16 protein-coding genes are annotated in these 16,454 nt (G+C 66.1%); 11 read left to right on the top strand and 5 right to left on the bottom strand.

Annotated elements, in window-relative coordinates; translation table 11 throughout:
- Entirely contained in the window at positions 1-639 is a 639-nt protein-coding gene (locus tag ADBZ9K_RS15680; RefSeq protein ID WP_526621984.1) for a TetR/AcrR family transcriptional regulator, read from the bottom strand.
- 242 nt (positions 640-881) lie between these two features.
- Between ADBZ9K_RS15680 and ADBZ9K_RS15675 the strand changes: the two genes are divergently transcribed.
- On the top strand, positions 882-1,406 hold the full coding sequence (locus tag ADBZ9K_RS15675; RefSeq protein WP_526621982.1) for a hypothetical protein: 525 nt from the start codon (positions 882-884) through the stop codon (positions 1,404-1,406).
- A gap of 144 nt (positions 1,407-1,550) precedes the next feature.
- Here the strand turns inward: ADBZ9K_RS15675 and ADBZ9K_RS15670 are convergent, their stop codons facing one another.
- Positions 1,551-1,784 carry a fibronectin-binding protein gene (locus tag ADBZ9K_RS15670; protein WP_526621981.1) on the bottom strand — a complete coding sequence of 78 codons (234 nt, stop codon included), beginning with the start codon at positions 1,782-1,784 and terminating at the stop codon, positions 1,551-1,553.
- 591 nt (positions 1,785-2,375) lie between these two features.
- Here ADBZ9K_RS15670 and ADBZ9K_RS15665 point away from each other — a divergent pair.
- The 10 genes from ADBZ9K_RS15665 to ADBZ9K_RS15620 all read left to right on the top strand — a co-directional run bounded on the left by ADBZ9K_RS15665 (position 2,376) and on the right by ADBZ9K_RS15620 (position 12,490).
- Positions 2,376-3,140, top strand: a complete 765-nt coding sequence (locus ADBZ9K_RS15665) for an MlaE family ABC transporter permease (RefSeq protein ID WP_526622692.1) — start codon at positions 2,376-2,378, stop codon at positions 3,138-3,140.
- 8 nt (positions 3,141-3,148) lie between these two features.
- Positions 3,149-4,003 (top strand): MlaE family ABC transporter permease, encoded by an 855-nt coding sequence (locus ADBZ9K_RS15660; RefSeq protein WP_526622690.1) that lies wholly within the window; start codon positions 3,149-3,151, stop codon positions 4,001-4,003.
- 4 nt (positions 4,004-4,007) lie between these two features.
- Positions 4,008-5,405: an MCE family protein gene (locus ADBZ9K_RS15655; protein WP_526621979.1), complete on the top strand. Its 1,398-nt coding sequence runs from the start codon at positions 4,008-4,010 to the stop codon at positions 5,403-5,405.
- Positions 5,406-5,429: 24 nt separating this feature from the next.
- Positions 5,430-6,458, top strand: a complete 1,029-nt coding sequence (locus tag ADBZ9K_RS15650) for an MCE family protein (RefSeq protein ID WP_526621977.1) — start codon at positions 5,430-5,432, stop codon at positions 6,456-6,458.
- Positions 6,455-7,753 carry an MCE family protein gene (locus ADBZ9K_RS15645; RefSeq protein ID WP_526621975.1) on the top strand — a complete coding sequence of 433 codons (1,299 nt, stop codon included), beginning with the start codon at positions 6,455-6,457 and terminating at the stop codon, positions 7,751-7,753. The genes ADBZ9K_RS15650 and ADBZ9K_RS15645 overlap by 4 nt, the downstream gene beginning before the upstream one ends.
- Positions 7,750-9,093 (top strand): MCE family protein, encoded by a 1,344-nt coding sequence (locus tag ADBZ9K_RS15640; protein ID WP_526621973.1) that lies wholly within the window; start codon positions 7,750-7,752, stop codon positions 9,091-9,093. The genes ADBZ9K_RS15645 and ADBZ9K_RS15640 overlap by 4 nt, the downstream gene beginning before the upstream one ends.
- A complete protein-coding gene (locus ADBZ9K_RS15635) occupies positions 9,090-10,232 on the top strand; it encodes an MCE family protein (RefSeq protein ID WP_526621971.1) in 1,143 nt (380 codons plus the stop codon). Before ADBZ9K_RS15640 ends, ADBZ9K_RS15635 begins: the two co-directional genes overlap by 4 nt.
- A gap of 1 nt (position 10,233) precedes the next feature.
- Positions 10,234-11,679, top strand: a complete 1,446-nt coding sequence (locus ADBZ9K_RS15630; protein WP_526621970.1) for an MCE family protein — start codon at positions 10,234-10,236, stop codon at positions 11,677-11,679.
- Positions 11,643-12,206 carry a CAP domain-containing protein gene (locus ADBZ9K_RS15625; protein WP_526621968.1) on the top strand — a complete coding sequence of 188 codons (564 nt, stop codon included), beginning with the start codon at positions 11,643-11,645 and terminating at the stop codon, positions 12,204-12,206. The genes ADBZ9K_RS15630 and ADBZ9K_RS15625 overlap by 37 nt, the downstream gene beginning before the upstream one ends.
- An 89-nt stretch (positions 12,207-12,295) precedes the next feature.
- A complete protein-coding gene (locus tag ADBZ9K_RS15620; protein ID WP_526621966.1) occupies positions 12,296-12,490 on the top strand; it encodes a ferredoxin in 195 nt (64 codons plus the stop codon).
- Positions 12,491-12,547: 57 nt separating this feature from the next.
- On the opposite strand, the gene ADBZ9K_RS15615 is transcribed toward ADBZ9K_RS15620, so the two are convergent.
- The 3 genes from ADBZ9K_RS15615 to ADBZ9K_RS15605 all read right to left on the bottom strand — a co-directional run bounded on the left by ADBZ9K_RS15615 (position 12,548) and on the right by ADBZ9K_RS15605 (position 16,324).
- Positions 12,548-13,996 (bottom strand): aldehyde dehydrogenase, encoded by a 1,449-nt coding sequence (locus tag ADBZ9K_RS15615; protein ID WP_526621964.1) that lies wholly within the window; start codon positions 13,994-13,996, stop codon positions 12,548-12,550.
- A 95-nt stretch (positions 13,997-14,091) separates the two neighbouring features.
- The gene (locus ADBZ9K_RS15610) at positions 14,092-14,709 is read right to left on the bottom strand and encodes a TetR/AcrR family transcriptional regulator (RefSeq protein WP_526622688.1); all 618 of its coding nucleotides are present in this window, start codon (positions 14,707-14,709) and stop codon (positions 14,092-14,094) included.
- A 67-nt stretch (positions 14,710-14,776) separates the two neighbouring features.
- Positions 14,777-16,324: an aldehyde dehydrogenase family protein gene (locus ADBZ9K_RS15605; RefSeq protein WP_526621962.1), complete on the bottom strand. Its 1,548-nt coding sequence runs from the start codon at positions 16,322-16,324 to the stop codon at positions 14,777-14,779.
- Positions 16,325-16,454 lie beyond the last annotated feature (130 nt).

Genomic DNA, 16,454 nt, shown 5'->3' with positions numbered 1-16,454 from the left:
CTAGTCGCCGACCTGCCCACCCCAGAGGGCGTGCAGCCACAGCTGTTCCAGGATCCGCACGGCCCGGTCCATGTCACGGTCGGGTCCGATGAACGGGCTCTCGCTGGACAGGGTGAACGCGGTCGTGGCGACGAGGGTCCGCACCAGACCCTGGATGTCGTCGGTGATCGGGTCGGCGGTGCCGTTGCCGATCTCGGCCTGCACGATCGGAACGATCTGGTTGAGGGTCTTGTCGATGAAACCGTCCAGCAGATCGCGGATCTCGGCGTCGGTGTGGCGGGCGGCGTTGCACGCCGACATCACCGGGTCGTTGTGGGCGTACACCGCCGCGGCGCTGCGCACCATCCGCTTGGCGAACGCGGTCGGTGTCTCTTCGGCTCCGCGGGGGGCGAAGGAATGGGTGAGTTCCTCCAGCTCCCGGCCGGCTTCACCCAGAATCTGGGCCAACACGGCGTACTTGGAGTCGAAGTAGAAGTAGAAGCCCGAGCGCGCGACACCGGCGCGGTCACTGATGGTGCTGACCGACAGTTCGGCGAAGGGTTTTTCTTGGAGCAGTTCGCGGACGGCTTGGACAATGGCATGCCGCTGCTTGTCGCCGCGGCGGCGCGGCGCCTCGACGGAGTCCTGGCGGGCGGTCACCCGTTCACCTTGCACCACGCCACGCCCGAAAGAAAACTTGACATGCGTCAAGAATGTTGGTGAGGATAGGCCTACCTGTGGTACCGGCCACACGTCGGCCGGCCCGGACTGCCCGTCCCCCTTCCATCGAGGAGCGTTGATGGCCACCATCAGTACCCCGCACTACCTGCTGGACCAGGCTCGCCGGCGGTTCACCCCGACCCTGAACACGATTCCCGGGGACGCCCCGCAGCATGCCGGACGTGCGACCGTGTAGACAAGATCGACGATCTGTTCACGCCGGTGTTGGGGCGCACGTCACTACGCTGGAGCCGACGAGAACGCGAGGTGGACCCATTTCCTTCGACGACACAACCCGCGTCCTGCCCGCCGTCGACCTCGACGAGCCGGGCCACCGGACGCCCGACCGAAGTCCGCGCCAACGCTGGACGACCGCCCTGCTGGGGTTGCTGGCAGCACTGGTCGTCGCCGTCCTGGTGATCGCCGTGATCACCGTTGCCGACGATTCGTCGAAGCCGGCCCAGCAGGCTCCTCCGCTGACACCCATCGCGACGACGACGGCGACCACGCCGTCACCGTCGCCGTCGGTTGTACCGTCACCGGTGGCCGATCCGCCCGCTGCGCCTTCGACATCGTTCAGCATCACCGCCACCGCCTCCACGCTGGTGATCGCACCGCCGGTGATTCCCCCGGCCGAGCCGAACACCGAACCCGATCTACGCCGCCGGCTCCACGAGCTGTTCCCGCAGCTGTTTCCCAATCCCTGAGCTGGCGGCCCCGCCTGCGCTCAGCGGGTGCGCGGGGTGAACACCGGGTCCAGCTCGACCCGGTGGCCCACCAATGCCCGAACATAACTTTCGCCGCCCCGGTACGGCGGCACCGGGACACCTGGACAGGCCGTGAACCGCCGGCTACACGCACCCGCTGGAGCAGTAGTCAGCGGGCTTGCGCTCCTCGGGGAGCGGAACAGCGGGATCGCGTGGTGGCTGGTTCTTGGTCAGGTCGACGTCGCCCTCCCAGTTCGGCGCGACGGGCAGCAGCTGGCAGACCAAGGACATCGCCGGCGGACACGGGGGCGGATCGGTGTCGGCATGAGCGGTCGGCAGCAGCCCGGCGCCGGTTACGGCGAGGACCGCCAGGCACACCGCGGCGCAGCGCCTGCACGCTACCGCTCGGTGTGTTCGCACACGTCCGCCTGCCTGCCGACCGACCGGGTCACGCCTTCAAACCTAATGGTCGATGGTTGATTCTGGCAATGCCCGCGCATGTCGGAATGCGCACTCCGGTGCGCCGCGCGACCGATGCAAGGGGGACCAGCCGTCAGGCACCACTACCTCGACGCCGAGCAGGAGCGCCCAATTGACCAATCTACGAGGAGTTTTGACGCGCAGAGCCCTCCACACCACCGACCCGAGAGAGCACATCGCCACCGCCCCAATGTATACCGGCAGGCCCGCACCGAATGCTCATCACCCGACGATTGACCATCTATACCTATAGCGGTAAGGTTTTGCTCGCTCGGTGGCGGGCGTCACACCGACGCCTCACACGAGTGTCACGCCACTGGCCGAATCGCAGCCCGACGGCCGGCGGATTCGGGGGGCGTGAGGTTACCCGTTGTTCGCGTGGATGGAGTCGGAGTGCCTGTTCCGCAGCTAGACCCGTCCGTTGCCCCGGACGCCGAAGATAGCGCAGCCATTCAGCACCGCAACGGAATTCGCCAGATCGTCGACAACATGTCGTCGACGCCCGTCGCCAAGCCGATCCGGGCCGTCGGCGGATTCTTCGCCATGTCGCTGGACGTGCTCACCCTCGTGCCGCGCCGGCCGTTCGCCTGGCGTGAGTTTCTCCTGCAGGCCTGGTTCGTCGCCCGGGTATCGATGCTGCCGACGCTCATGCTGGCCATCCCGTTCACCGTCCTGATGGTCTTCACCTTCAACATTCTGTTGGTCGAATTCGGTGCGGCCGACTACTCGGGCACGGGCGCCGCCTACGGAACCGTGACCCAGATCGGCCCGGTGGTCACCGTTCTCGTCGTCTCCGGTGCCGGCGCCACGGCGATGTGCGCGGACCTCGGCGCACGCACCATTCGAGAGGAACTCGACGCATTACGCGTCATGGGCGTCAACCCCATTCAGGCTCTGGTGGTCCCCCGCGTCCTGGCCGCCACCGTCGTCGCGACCCTGCTCTCGTCGGTGGTGATCCTGGTGGGCCTCATCGGCAGCTTCGCGTTCGCGGTTTTCATCCAGCACGTCACCCCGGGCTCGTTCATCGGCGGGCTGACGGTGATCACCAAGGCGCCCGACGTGGTGATCGCCTTGGTCAAGTCGACGCTCTTCGGCCTGGCGGCCGGCCTGATCGCCTGCTACAAGGGGGTTTCCGTCGGTGGCGGGCCGGCCGGCGTGGGCAATGCCGTCAACGAGACCGTCGTGTACACCTTCATGGCGCTGTTCGCCATCAACATCATCGCGACCGCGGTGGGTGTCAAGGCGACACTATGACCGCCAGCATGACCACCGGCGTCACCAGCAAGCGCTGTGCCAGGCTGCGACGCGCGGTCGGCGGCCGCCTCCGCGGCCTCGAACGCATCGGCACCCAGGCCCAGTTCTACTTCCAGACGGTCGCGGCGATCCGCGACGCAGTGGTGCACTACAAGACCGAAACCATCCGGTTGATCGCCCAGATGAGTTTGGGCACGGGCGCGCTGGCCATCGTCGGCGGCACCGTCGTCATCGTCGGTTTCCTGACGCTGTCGACGGGCGCACTGGTCGCCGTCCAGGGCTACAACCAGTTCTCCAACGTCGGTGTGGAAGCACTGACCGGCTTCGCATCGGCATACTTCAACGTCCGGCTCATCGCCCCGGTCATCGCCGGCATCGCGCTGGCCGCGACGATCGGTGCCGGCGCGACCGCACAGCTGGGCGCCATGCGGATCAATGAGGAGATCGACGCCCTCGAGGTCATGGGTGTGCGCTCGATCGCCTACCTCGCGACGAACCGGGTGGTCGCCGGTGTCATTGTCGTGATCCCGCTGTACTGCGTCGCCATGATCACCGCCTTCTGGGCCGCCCGCTTCGGCACCACCGTCGTCTACGGTCAGTCAAGCGGCGTCTACGACCACTACTTCAACACGTTCCTACAGCCGACCGACATCATCTGGTCGTTCTTCCAGGCGATCCTGATGGCGGTCGTGATCATGCTCGTGCACACCTACTACGGCTTCAACGCATCGGGCGGCCCCGCCGGAGTGGGTGAAGCTGTCGGACGAGCCGTACGCACCTCCATGATTGCGGCGGTCTTCGTCGTTCTGTTCCTCTCACTGGCCATCTACGGCCAATCCGGCAACTTCAACCTGTCGGGATAGCACCATGCCCGCCAGCCGTCCAGCAAGCAGCCGTGGGGTCCATCCACTGTGGTGGACCGCGGCGCTACTGACCGCAATCGCAGTCTTCGTCGCCGTCTGCTCTGCGATGTTCGCCGGCGCCTTCCGTCAGTTCGTGCCGGTGACCATGACCGCCGACCGCAGCGGTCTGGTGATGGAGTCCGGCGCGAAAGTGAAGATGCGCGGCGTCGAAGTGGGGCGGGTGGCCGGTATCAGAGGTGGAAGCCAGCCGGTGAGCCTTCAACTCGAGCTGTATCCCGATGCGATCAACCGGATCCCGGCGAACACCCAGGCCGAGATCAAGGCAACCACGGCGTTCGGAGCAAAATACGTCGACCTCATCTACCCCGCCGATCCGAGCCCGGCGCGATTGACATCCGGTGCCGTGCTCCACTCGCGCAACGTGAGCACCGAGGTCAACACCGTCTTCGACAATCTCGTCGCAATCCTGCGGCAAGTGGACGTCGCCAAGCTCAACGCGGTGCTGACCGCACTGGCCGAAGGGTTGCGGGGCAAGGGCGAACGCATCGGCCGGGCCACCACGGACGCCAATCAAGTGCTCCTCGCCATCAATCCCAGAATGGACACCGTCGCGGCAGACTGGCGCTCCGTCAAGGGATTCAGCGACGCCTACGGCGCTGCTGCCCGCGACCTGATGTCGACCCTCGATGCGGCAAGCACCGTCAGCACGACCGTCGTCGACAACTCGACAGCGCTCGACGCACTGATGCTGAGCGTCAGTGGATTCGCCAACAGTGGAACCGCACTGCTTGCCGGCACGAAGGACAACCTGATTGACAGTGTCAACGTCCTGGAACCCACAACGGAACTACTGCTGAAATACAACCCCGAATACGCCTGCAGCATCAAGGGATCGAAGTTGTTCCTCGACAAGGCCGGCGAATGGTTCGGCGGAAACGGGCGAACGGTGTACCTCGACGCCGGCATCTCGTTCGGCGACGACCTCTACCGCTACCCCGAAAACCTACCGATCGTCGCCGCGAAGGGTGGCCCCGGCGGCAAGCCCGGCTGCGGCTCACTGCCAGACGTCGCCAAGAACTTCCCGGTCCGCCAGTTGATCACCAACACCGGCTACGGCACCGGCCTCGACTGGCGCCCGAACCCGGGAATCGGGCAGACGTGTTCGGTCGACTACTTCCCCGTGACCCGGGCCATCCCGGAGGCACCTCACGTCGGACAGTGCCTGCCGGGCCCCGCACCGGGGCCGCCGCCCTACCCGGGCGGACCACCGTACGGGGCGCCGTGGTACGCGGCGGACGGTACACCGCTGTATCCGGGACTCCCGCAAGGTCCACCGCCGGCCCCGCAGTCGCCACCCGCTCCGACCCAGCAACTCAGTCCGCCTCCCCCCGCGACGCCGTAACGGAAAGCACGAGGACCATCGACCGTGAACGACAACCTGAGACGCGCGACGATAGGCCTAGCGTTCTTCGTGATCGTATGCCTGACAGGAACATTCGCGCTTCTCGCTGTCTTCTCGCAGTTCCGCTTCTCCGGTGAACAGCCGTACCGCGCTGAGTTCTCCGACGTCAGTGGCCTGGTCGAGGGCGACTTCGTGCGCCTCGCCGGCGTCGAGGTGGGCAAGGTCAAACACATCTCGGTCACCGACACATCGCTGGCACTGGTGGACTTCGAGGTCGATCCCACGGTGATGCTCACCACCGCCAGCCAGGCCGCCGTGCGATGGGAGAATCCGATCGGCGACCGCTACCTGTCCCTGGGCGAGGGAACCGGAGACCGGAAGCCGCTCAAACCGGGCGGCACCATCGCGTTGGCGAACACCCAACCGGCACTGGACCTCGACACCTTGCTGGGCGGATTCCGACCACTATTCCGCGCGCTCAACCCCGAGCAGGTCAATGCCCTGGCAGCTCAGCTGATCGGTGCGTTCCAGGGCGAGGGTGCCACCATCGGCTCCTTCCTGAGCCAGGCGGCGACCGTCACCAGCAACCTTGCCGACCGCGACGAGTTGATCGGCCAGGTCATCGACAACCTCAGTGCGGTGCTCAAGGCCTTCGGCGACCAGAACAAGCAATTCGCCGGTGCCGTCGATTCGCTGTCCCAGCTCATCGACGGGCTCGCCGCCCGCAGGGCCGATATCGCCAACGCCGTCGCCTACACCAATGCCTCCTCGGCGAGCATCGCCGACCTCCTCGACCAAGCCCGACAACCGTTCAAAGACACTGTCTCCCAGACGGATCACGTCGCCTCGATCGTGGCGGCCGACCACGAATGGCTCGACAACTACCTCGACACGCTGCCGCACTCGTACAAGGTGCTCAGCCGCCTGGGCATCATGGGCGATTTCTTCACCTTCTACCTCTGTGACCTCGTCCTGAAGGTGAACGGCAAAGGTGGTCAACCCGTCTACGTGAAGCTTGCCGGCCAGGACACCGGGCGGTGCGCGCCGAAGTGAGACCATTCGCAGAACGCAACACCTTCGTCATCGGCCTGCTCGGCGTCTGCCTGCTGATGGCGGCGACCACACTCGCGCTCGAGTACGACAAACTGCCCTTCGTCAGTGGAACACGGCACTACTCCGCGGTGTTCAGTGAATCCGGCGGCCTGCAGGAAGGCGCCGCGGTCCAGGTCGCGGGATCCCGAGTCGGAGAGGTCACCTCGGTCGATCTCGACGGTGCCCGAGTGCTGGTGGATTTCACCGTCGACAAGACTATCCGGCTCGGTGCACGGACCGAGGCCAACATCAGGACGAAGAGCCTGCTGGGGGCCAAGGTCCTCGAGATCACGCCGCGCGGGGACGGCGGGCTGTCCGGGACCATTCCTCTGGAACGGACCAGATCCCCCTACCAGCTTCCGGATGCACTGGGCGACCTTTCCGCGACCATCGACGGGCTGGACACCAACACGGTCTCCGACTCGCTGGCGACCCTGGCCAACACATTCAAGGACACGCCCCCGCAGTTGAAGCTCGCAGTCGACGGCGTGGGGCGTTTCTCCCAGATCCTGAGCAGCCGCGACACCGCGCTGCGCGAGCTGCTGGCCAACGCCCACAAGGCGACCACGGTTCTCGCCGACCGCGCGGATGAAATCGCCGGTCTCGTCGCCAAGAGCAATGCACTGTTGGCCGAACTGCGAACGCAGACCGACGCACTGGAACAGATCTCCCACAACCTGTCCGCACTCGCGAACCAGCTGTCGGCATTCGTCAACGAGAACCGCACGCAGCTGCGCCCCGCGCTGGACAAGCTGACCGTCGTGCTGTCGATCGTGGACAAGCACAAAGCGGGACTGCAGCAAGCGATCAAATACCTCAATCAGTACGCCATGTCCCTCGGGGAATCGGTGGCCTCGGGCCCCTTCTTCAAGGCGTACATCGCCAATCTGCTGCCCGGGCAGTTCGTCCAGCCGTTCGTCGACGCCGCCTTCTCCGACCTCGGCCTGGACCCGAACGTCCTGGCACCGTCACAACGCACCGACCCACAAACCGGACAGCCGGCCACGCCGCCGCTACCCGTACCGTTCCCGCGCACCGGGCAGGGCGGGCAACCCCGGCTGACGCTCCCCGATGCGATCACCGGCAACCCCGGAGATCAGGGGTGTGGTCCACCCGGGATCCCGTTGCCCGGACCCACCGGCTGTTACCCCTACCGCGAGCCAACACCGGCACCGCCGCCGGGCGGACCACCACCGGGTCCGCCCGCCACGGATGACACCAGCACCGACACCCCAGGCGGAGGCCAACCAGGATGAGGCGCAGCACGTTTCGCATCACCCTGGCGGTCGCGCTGTGTGTTCTTGTCGCTGTTGCCGGCACCGTCATCAAGTCCAGGGTGATCGACAGGATCGGGCGGATGCACGTGGTCGCGTACTTCGACAACAGCAATGGATTGTTCACCGGTGACGAAGTCCGCATCCTCGGCGTCCGCGTCGGGCGGATCGACAGCATCGAACCGCAGGCTCGCGCCGTGAAGATCACCTTCTGGATCGACGACAAGTACCGCGTCCCCGCGGACGCGAAGGCGGCGATCATCGCGCCGCAACTGGTCACCGCGCGTGCGATCCAACTCATGCCGGCCTACACCGGCGGCCCGAGCATGACCAACGGCGCCGTGATTCCCTCCGATCGGACCGCGGTACCGCTGGAATGGGACGATCTGCGCCAGCAATTGGAGAAGCTGACCGACGCACTACAACCGACGCAACCCGGCGGGGTCAGCACGATGGGTGCGTTCGTGCGAACCGCGGCGGCCAACCTGCGTGGCCAGGGCGCGACCATGCACGAGACCATCCAGCAAATGGCCCAGGCGTTCTCCATCCTCGGTGACCACAGCGAAGACATCTTCTCGACGGTCAAGAACCTGTCCCTGGTGGTGGCCGCCCTGGAGGACAGCTCCGATCTGCTTCAGCAGCTCAATGGCAACCTCGCCGCGGCGACGGCGGCGATGAGCGCATCCCCCGACGCCGTCGGCAACGCCGTCAAGGATCTCAATGCCGTCGTCAAGGACGCGACCGCATTCGTGTCGGACAACCGCGAGTCGATGGGCAGCACGACCGACAAGCTCGCGTCGGTCACCTCCGCTGTCCACGACAGCATCGGGGACGTCGAGCAGGCGCTTCACCTGTTCCCGAACACGTTGCAGAACTTCGTCAACATCTACCAACCCACCCAGCAGGGCATCACCGGAGCGTTGACGCTGCAGAACTTCGCCAATCCGATCTCGTTCCTGTGCGGCGGAATTCAGGCCGCATCACGGCTCAACGCCGAGCAGTCCGCGAAGCTGTGTGTCCAATATCTTGCACCCATCGTCAAGAACCGCCAGTGGAATTTCGCCCCGCTGGGCGCGAACTACCTCGTCGGTGAATCGGCACGGCCCAACGAGCTCACCTACTCCGAGGACTGGCTGCGGCCCGACTTCCGCCCCACACCGCCGGATCCGGCCGGCCCCGCCGCGCCCGCAGCCCCGCTGCCAGCGGAGGCTCCCGGGTCCGCCCCACCGCCGTCGGCACCGGACCCTGATGCTGCGGCGGCGCACTCGACCGATCCCACCGCGGGGCTGCCCGGTCTCATGGTCCCGGGCAGCGGATCATGACAGCGGCCGACGCGGGCAGAAGGACGGCGCTCGGCATCGTCGTCTGCTGCGTCCTCACCGCCCTCACGGCGTGTCAGTGGCGTGGCCTGAACTCGTTGCCCATGCCCGGAACGCAGGGCAGGGGCCCCGGGTCGTTTACCGTCGAAGCACAGATACCCGATGTCGGCTACATGCAGCAGAATTCGCGGGTGCGGGTCGGTGACGCCAATGTCGGCACGGTCACCAGGATCGAGCGGCAGGGCTGGCATGCACTGGTCACCATGCGCCTCGACGGCGACGTCGAACTGCCGGCCAACGCAACGGCCAAGGTGGGCCAGACCAGCCTGCTCGGCTCGTTGCACATTGAGCTCGCCGCACCGACAGACGTGCCGCCCCAAGGCAGACTTCACGAGGGATCACTGATCCCGCTGGACCACGCAAGCGCCTACCCCGGCACCGACCAGACGCTGTCGGCCCTGTCGTTGATGCTCAACGGCGGGGGCATCGGCCAAGTCCAGGACATCACGGCCGCGTTCGCCACGGCATTCGCCGACCGCGAGGGCGACCTCCGGAGTCTGATCGAACAACTCGACCAGTTCGTCGCCCACATTCACCAGCAGACCGACGACATCATCGCTGCGACGGAGAGCTTCAACGGCCTCGTCGGTGAGGTCGCTGCCCAGAAACCGGTGCTGAACAAAGCACTTCGCACCATTCCTGATGCGCTGGCCGTGTTGGCCGAACAACGCGGGCACCTGGTCGACGCGGCCGACGCGTTCGGGAAGTTCAGCGCCCTGACGACCGACACCGTCAACCGGAGCAAGGACAACCTGGTCACGGAACTCAACCAGATCGCGCCGGTGCTGCAATCGCTGGCCAGCACCGGACCCGATCTCACCCGGTCGCTGGACTTCCTCGGCACCTTCCCGTGGCCCAAGGCAACGCTCGACAAGTGGATCCGCGGCGATTACGCCAATATCACCGCCATCGCGGATCTCACGCTCAGCCGCATCGACAACAACATCTTCACCGGAACCCGGTGGGAGGGTGATCTCACCGAGTTGGAGATGCAATGGGGCCGCACCATCGGCCAACTCCCCAGTCCGTACACGGCCAACAACCCGTTGGTCGCCCCCTACCGACTCGATCAGGGCCGCTGACATGCGACTCGACAAATGGATCAAGATCCAGTTGGCGATCTTCGCCGCCGTTGCCGTGTCGGCTGGCTCGGTGATGCTGTTCGGGTACGTCAAGGTGCCGGCCATGCTGGGCGTGGGCCGCTACACCGTCGTCGTGCAGCTGCCTCAGGCCGGCGGTCTGTACCGGACGGCCAACGTGACCTACCGCGGTACCGAGGTGGGCCGGGTCACCGGGCTGCGGTTGACCGATTCCGGGGTCGAGGCCGACTTGTCGTTGCGGTCTGATGTCGCGATCCCGTCCGACGTCGACGCGGAAGTGCACAGCACCTCCGCCATCGGCGAGCAGTACGTCGCCTTGCGGCCGCGAAGCGAACGCGGCCCCCCGTTGAAGAACGGCGACGTCATACCGCTACAACGCAGCTCTGTGCCGCCGGACATCGGAGCGCTCCTCGACGCCGCCAACCGCGGGCTGCAGGCGATCCCGCGCGACGATCTCAAGACGGTGGTCGACGAGAGCTACACCGGCGTGGGCGGGATGGGACCCCAGATCGCGCGGATCGTCGACGGCTCGACCCAACTGGCGATCGATGCCCGCCAGAATCTCGATCCGATGCTGGCCTTGATCGACAAGTCCAAACCGATACTGGACTCACAAGCCGATTCCGCCGGCTCCATCCAGGCGTGGGCGTCACATCTGGCCGATTTGACCGGCCAGCTGCAAACCAACGATGCAGCACTGGCGGGCCTGATCCGCAACGGCGCCAGGGCCGGTGACGAGGCTCGGCAGTTGGTCGACCGGTTGCAACCGAGCCTGCCGGTCCTGATGTCCAATCTGGCCGGAGTGGGACACCTTGCGCTGACCTACAACCCAGGGATCGAGCAGCTTCTGGTGTTGCTCCCCATGGGTGTGCAAGTCATGGCCGCCGGGACGGTCGCCAACCGAGACAGTAAGCACCCGGGCTTGGTGCTGTCGTTCAACCTGAACCTGAACCTGCCGCCGCCCTGCACGACGGGCTACCTTCCGGCCCAACAACAACGGATACCGTCGATGGTGGACACCCCGGATCGACCTGCGGATCCGCTGTACTGCCGGATTCCGCAGGACTCCTGGGTCGCGGTCCGCGGCGCCCGTAACCTTCCCTGCATGACCAAGCCCGGGAAACGCGCACCCACCGCCGAGATGTGCCGTAGCGACGACCAGTACGTCCCGCTCAACGACGGTTTCAACTGGAAGGGCGACCCTAACGCGACGCTGTCCGGACAGGGCATTCCACAGGCGGCCCCCACCCCGCCGGCGGCACCGGCGCCCGAAGGTGGCGCGACATCGCCCATTGCCACCGCCTACTACGACCCCGCAACGGGTAGTTATCTCGGCCCCGACGGGCGGGTCTACAAGCAGGCGGATCTGGCCCCGACCAATGGAGAGAAGACATGGCAGAGCATGCTGGTTCCGCCGTCGGGCCACTGAGCCGCGGACCCGGGCGACGTTCACTGCCGTCGACGGCACGTCGCGCGCTGCGGGCTCTGGGCGGCGCCGTGCTCGCGTCGGGCCTCGCTGTCGTCGCAACCGCGCCACCGGCCGCTGCCGACAACAAGCGGCTCAACGACAGCGTGGTCGTCAACATCTATACGTTGCAACACCAGGCCGGCTGCACAAACGACGTCGTCAAGAACCCACAGCTGCAGCTGGCTGCCGAGTGGCATGCGCGCGACGTGCTCGGCAATCGAACGCTCGAGGGAGACATCGGATCCGACGGATCCACACCTCAGGAGCGCGCCCGCGCCGCCGGATACACCGGAACCGTTGCGCAGACCGTCGCGATCAATCCCGCGCTGGCCATCAACGGCATCGAGATCCTCAACCAGTGGTATTACGACCCGGCCGACTACGCGATCATGTCGAACTGCGCCAACACGCAGGTCGGCGTGTGGTCGGAGAACAGCTTCGACCGTAGCGTTGTCGTCGCCGTGTACGGGCGCCCGCAGCTCCCTTGAGCTCCTTGCCGATTCGCTCGTTCGGGCTGGACCGCCCAAAACCTAGCGCTTATAGTTTTATACAGAGCAAGGACGACGAAGGGGACGCCGTGAGAGTTCGACTGGACCGGGCCAAGTGCGCCGGGCACGCGCAGTGTTATGCAGTCGCCCCCGAGATCTTCCCCATCGACGACGAGGGCTACTGCATCATGACCGATCACAGCGTCTCGGCGGCCGATCGTGAGGCGACGCTGCGGGGAGTCGCCTCCTGCCCCGAGATGGCGTTGATCATCGAAGAGGACTGAATCCTCCCCGGCCACCGCTGTCCCCGAGTCCGGCGAGGCCGGGGGATGGTACCGCCATCAGAACTGCGGGGTCGCCCGATAGATGGACTTGTACGTGAAGTACGCGTCGAGTCCTTCCGGGCCGAGTTCTCGTCCGAGTCCGCTGGCCTTGACCCCGCCGAACGGAGACTGGACGTCGAGCTGGTAGTGGTTGACCCCGACCGTCCCCGTCCGTATCGCCCTGCCGATATCGGTTGCCCGGTCGACATTCTGCGACCACACGGTGCCGGCAAGCCCGAACTGGCTGTCGTTGGCGATGCGGACCGCATCGGCGTCGTCGTCGTAGCCGGTGATGGTGAGGACCGGACCGAAGATCTCTTCCTGAGCGATTCGGCTGCCGTTGTCGACGTCGGCGAAAACCGTTGGCGCAACGAACCAGCCGCGGTCCAACCCGGTCGGCGCACCGCCGCCGGCGACCAATCGCGCTCCCTCTGCCCTGCCGACCTCGATGTAGCCCAGCACGATATCTCGCTGCCGCGCGCTCACCAGCGGCCCGATCTCGGTGGCGTCGTCGAGCGGGTCACCGATGCGCAGACCGGCGGCGAGTTCGGCGATGGCCTCGACGAACTCTGCATAGCGGCTGTTTGGGACGAGTATGCGGGAACTCAGATGACAGGTCTGGCCATTGTTGACGAACGACACCGACCGCAGACCCGCCAGGGTGGCCGGCAGGTCGGCGTCGTCGAGGATGATCGCCGCGGACTTGCCACCGAGCTCGAGGGTCACCGGCCGAATCAGCCTGCCACACTGCGCCGCGATGGCCCGTCCGGCGTTCGTGGAACCGGTAAACGCCACCTTGTCGACACCGGGGTGAGCCACCAGATGGGCGCCGGCTGCGGGACCACCGGGCACCACGCTCAAGACACCGTCAGGCAGACCGGCCTCGGCGGCGGCCTCGGCGAAAACCAGGGAATCCAGGGCCGTTTCCGGTGCCGCCTTCAGTACCACCGAGCAACCGGCCGCCAGAGCCGGTGCGATCTTCATGATCGCCAACGCCTGGGGGTAGTTCCACGGTGTGATCGCCGCGACCACGCCCACGGACTCACGCCGCACAATCGTGTGACCCGCCAGTGCAGGGCGGATCTCCTCGGACTGCCAGGAGCCCAACAGTTTGGCGTAGTAGGCCACCAGGGCGGCGGGAAACACACCATTGACCGCGCGGGACAGCGAGATAGGCATCCCATTCTCGCGGCTGACGAGCGTCGCGGTGTCGGCACCGCGCGCCCGCAGGGCGGCCGCATAGCGCTTGAGCACCACCGCCCGCTCCAGCGCGGGGGTCGCACGCCACCGTTGCGCGGCGCCCGAACCGGCGGCAGTGACAGCGTCGTCGATATCGGCTTCGGTGGCCGAAGGGCCTTGGGCCAGAAGATCTCCGGTTGCAGCATCGATCACCGGAACCGTCTGTTCGGCCGGCCGAAATGCACCCCCGATGAACAGCCTTGCCGCTCCCGCCACCGACGTGGTCATATCCGACGCCCCTCAGCCATAAAACTTACATATTTAGGTAACGACATCGTACGATATCGGCCGAAGCGCGCGAACGCAGCACTACCGCAACGACTTCAGCTGTTGACCACGCCGTAGAGAAAGCTGCGAATCCGCTCGGCGAAGAGCTGCTTGGCAGTCAGTTCGTTCGAGTCCAGAGCTTTGGTCAGATGCGGATGGGCGACGGGGTCGACCCCGGGAAACGGGACATGGCGGCCCCGGGATCGCCGTACCGCTTCGACCAGAACCGCTCCGATGCACAGGGTTTCGATGCCATCAAGAATTTCGATGTGCACTTCGACCGGCACGCCGGAATCGTTCAGAAATGCCGCGGCGTGTTCGAAGCTGCCGGTGAGTGTCTCCCGGGGTAGATGCTCCACCAAGATCGGGGCGGCATTGCGATGCCGCAGGACGGACTGGCGGAAGTTCAAGCCCAGCGCAACGAAGTATTCCGGCCAGTCCGGACCCGGTGCACGCCTGGGCCGCGTCACCGCCTCTCCACCGATGTACCGGGCGATTGCGCTCAGGATTTCGCTCTTGTCCGCGAAGTGGTGGTAGAGCGACGGTGCTTGCACGCCCATGTGCTTGGCCAGGCGCGGGAGACTGAAAGCGTCCAGGCCTTCGTTGTCGATGATGTCAATGGAGGCCTGTACCGCGGCACTTCTGCTGATCAGCGGCTTGGAAGGTCGCGCCATGGTCAGCGCGCCCCGCCCGACGATGTCATCGGCCCAGTATAGGCAGCGCGTAGCAGTGAGTCGGTGGTCATCTCCCGGGCCGCCCGATTCGGCGACGCCAGTCGTGTGCGCCAAGCATTCGGGTCATCGCCGCGATCAATCGCGATTTGACCGGCACCACCGGGTACCACAATGGTTCGGACTTCAGCGAAAACCGCTCCTCGACAACGGACTGCTGCCGACAGTATTTGAGCACACCGTGCGCCCCGCCGAACCGGGCGCCCAGACCGGAGTTCTTCCAGCCGCCCATCGGAACCGGCAACTGAAATGTCGCAACCAGGGCGTTGTTGACCGATACCGATCCGGCCTCGATACGCCGCGACAACCGCTGCGCCCGAACCGGATCGCGCGTCCACAGACTGGAGCTGAGGCCGTATTCGCTGTCGTTGGCCAGTTCGATGGCCTCGTCCTCGTTGCGTACCCGCATGATCGCCACCGTCGGGCCGAAGGTCTCCTCCCGCATGCACTTCATCGAATGGTCGACGTCGACCAGCACGGTCGGCTCGAAGAATCGGCCGTCGCGCGAACGACCTCCCACCAGGGCCCGCGCCCCCTTGGCGATGGCGTCGTCCACGTGGTCCTGGACAGTGGCGAGCTGGTCTGCGGTCACCATGGCGCCGATGTCACAGGCGAAGCTACCCGGCTTGTCCATTCCCTGCCGCAGCGCCTTGACCTTGTCCACCACCAGGGACAGGAACCGGTCGTAGGCCGCATCCTCGACGTAGATGCGCTCCACACTGACGCACGCCTGTCCGGCGTTGGTCATGGCGCCCCACACCGCGGCGCTCGACGCGCGATCGAGGTCGGCGTCGGCAAGCACGATCATGGGGTCCTTACCGCCGAGTTCGAGGCTGCAGGGAATCAGCCGTTCGGCGCATCGCACCGCGATCATCCGCCCCGTCCGCACCGATCCGGTGAACATCACCATGTCGACGTTGTCGACGACCGCGGCACCGGCAGCACCGCGACCGGTGACACAGGCCAGCACCGGTGGAGCACCGATGCCCTCGCGCCATCCGCGCACCGCCGCCGCCCAGGTCAGTGGAGTCACCTCGGACGGCTTGGAGACCACTGCCGCCCCGGCGACCAAAGCGCCGACGACGTCCATCATCGGGCCGCCGAGTGGGCCGTTCCAGGGCGTGATGAGACCCACCAGTTGATGTGGCCGTACCTGAACCCGCAGCCGCCGCATCGCGTTGGCCGGCCCGGCCGGCTTGACAGAGCGATCGGCCAGGAATTCCTCGGCGTTCTTGGTGAAGTAGTTGATGACGTCGACGGCAACCGCAAGCTCTAACGACGCGTCCGCCCAGGATTTGCCGGTCTCGGCCTGGATCAGCTCGAGCAGGTGTTGCTCGTTGTCCAGCAGCCAGTCCAGCCACTTCAGCAGCCACCGCCCCCGCCCGGCCGGGCCCAGGGCCTCCCAGGCCGGCTGGGCTCGCCGCAATTGTGCACAGATCTCGTCGATCTCGACCGCGCCTAGATCGGGCACCGTGCCCACCGGACGTCCGTCGGCCGGGCAGTGCACGCCGATCGAATCGCGCCCTGCCGCCTGGGCCACCACACCATCCGGCACCATGTCGTCACTTCCCTCGTCGCGAGACTGATTACCTAAGACCATAAGTTTCACATCCGCGCGAGCGCAATGCCCTCGGATTTTCCGGCCACGCCCCGGCCGTCCGCGGACACCTCGAGCCGGCGATTGACGG

Origin of the sequence: Mycobacterium sp. (genome assembly GCF_965229265.1) — a bacterium.
Taxonomy (GTDB): domain Bacteria; phylum Actinomycetota; class Actinomycetes; order Mycobacteriales; family Mycobacteriaceae; genus Mycobacterium.
This window is presented reverse-complemented; position numbering and strand designations above follow the sequence as displayed.

What these genes read in the sequence shown, in the direction of transcription:
- ADBZ9K_RS15625 (WP_526621968.1), top strand. Translation starts at nt 11,643, where the DNA reads ATGGCAGAGCATGCTGGTTCCGCCGTCGGGCCACTGAGCCGCGGACCC.
- ADBZ9K_RS15610 (WP_526622688.1), bottom strand. Translation starts at nt 14,709, where the DNA reads ATGGCGCGACCTTCCAAGCCGCTGATCAGCAGAAGTGCCGCGGTACAG.
- ADBZ9K_RS15660 (WP_526622690.1), top strand. Translation starts at nt 3,149, where the DNA reads ATGACCACCGGCGTCACCAGCAAGCGCTGTGCCAGGCTGCGACGCGCG.
- ADBZ9K_RS15665 (WP_526622692.1), top strand. Translation starts at nt 2,376, where the DNA reads ATGTCGTCGACGCCCGTCGCCAAGCCGATCCGGGCCGTCGGCGGATTC.
- ADBZ9K_RS15655 (WP_526621979.1), top strand. Translation starts at nt 4,008, where the DNA reads ATGCCCGCCAGCCGTCCAGCAAGCAGCCGTGGGGTCCATCCACTGTGG.
- ADBZ9K_RS15635 (WP_526621971.1), top strand. Translation starts at nt 9,090, where the DNA reads ATGACAGCGGCCGACGCGGGCAGAAGGACGGCGCTCGGCATCGTCGTC.
- ADBZ9K_RS15605 (WP_526621962.1), bottom strand. Translation starts at nt 16,324, where the DNA reads ATGGTGCCGGATGGTGTGGTGGCCCAGGCGGCAGGGCGCGATTCGATC.
- ADBZ9K_RS15640 (WP_526621973.1), top strand. Translation starts at nt 7,750, where the DNA reads ATGAGGCGCAGCACGTTTCGCATCACCCTGGCGGTCGCGCTGTGTGTT.
- ADBZ9K_RS15630 (WP_526621970.1), top strand. Translation starts at nt 10,234, where the DNA reads ATGCGACTCGACAAATGGATCAAGATCCAGTTGGCGATCTTCGCCGCC.
- ADBZ9K_RS15615 (WP_526621964.1), bottom strand. Translation starts at nt 13,996, where the DNA reads ATGACCACGTCGGTGGCGGGAGCGGCAAGGCTGTTCATCGGGGGTGCA.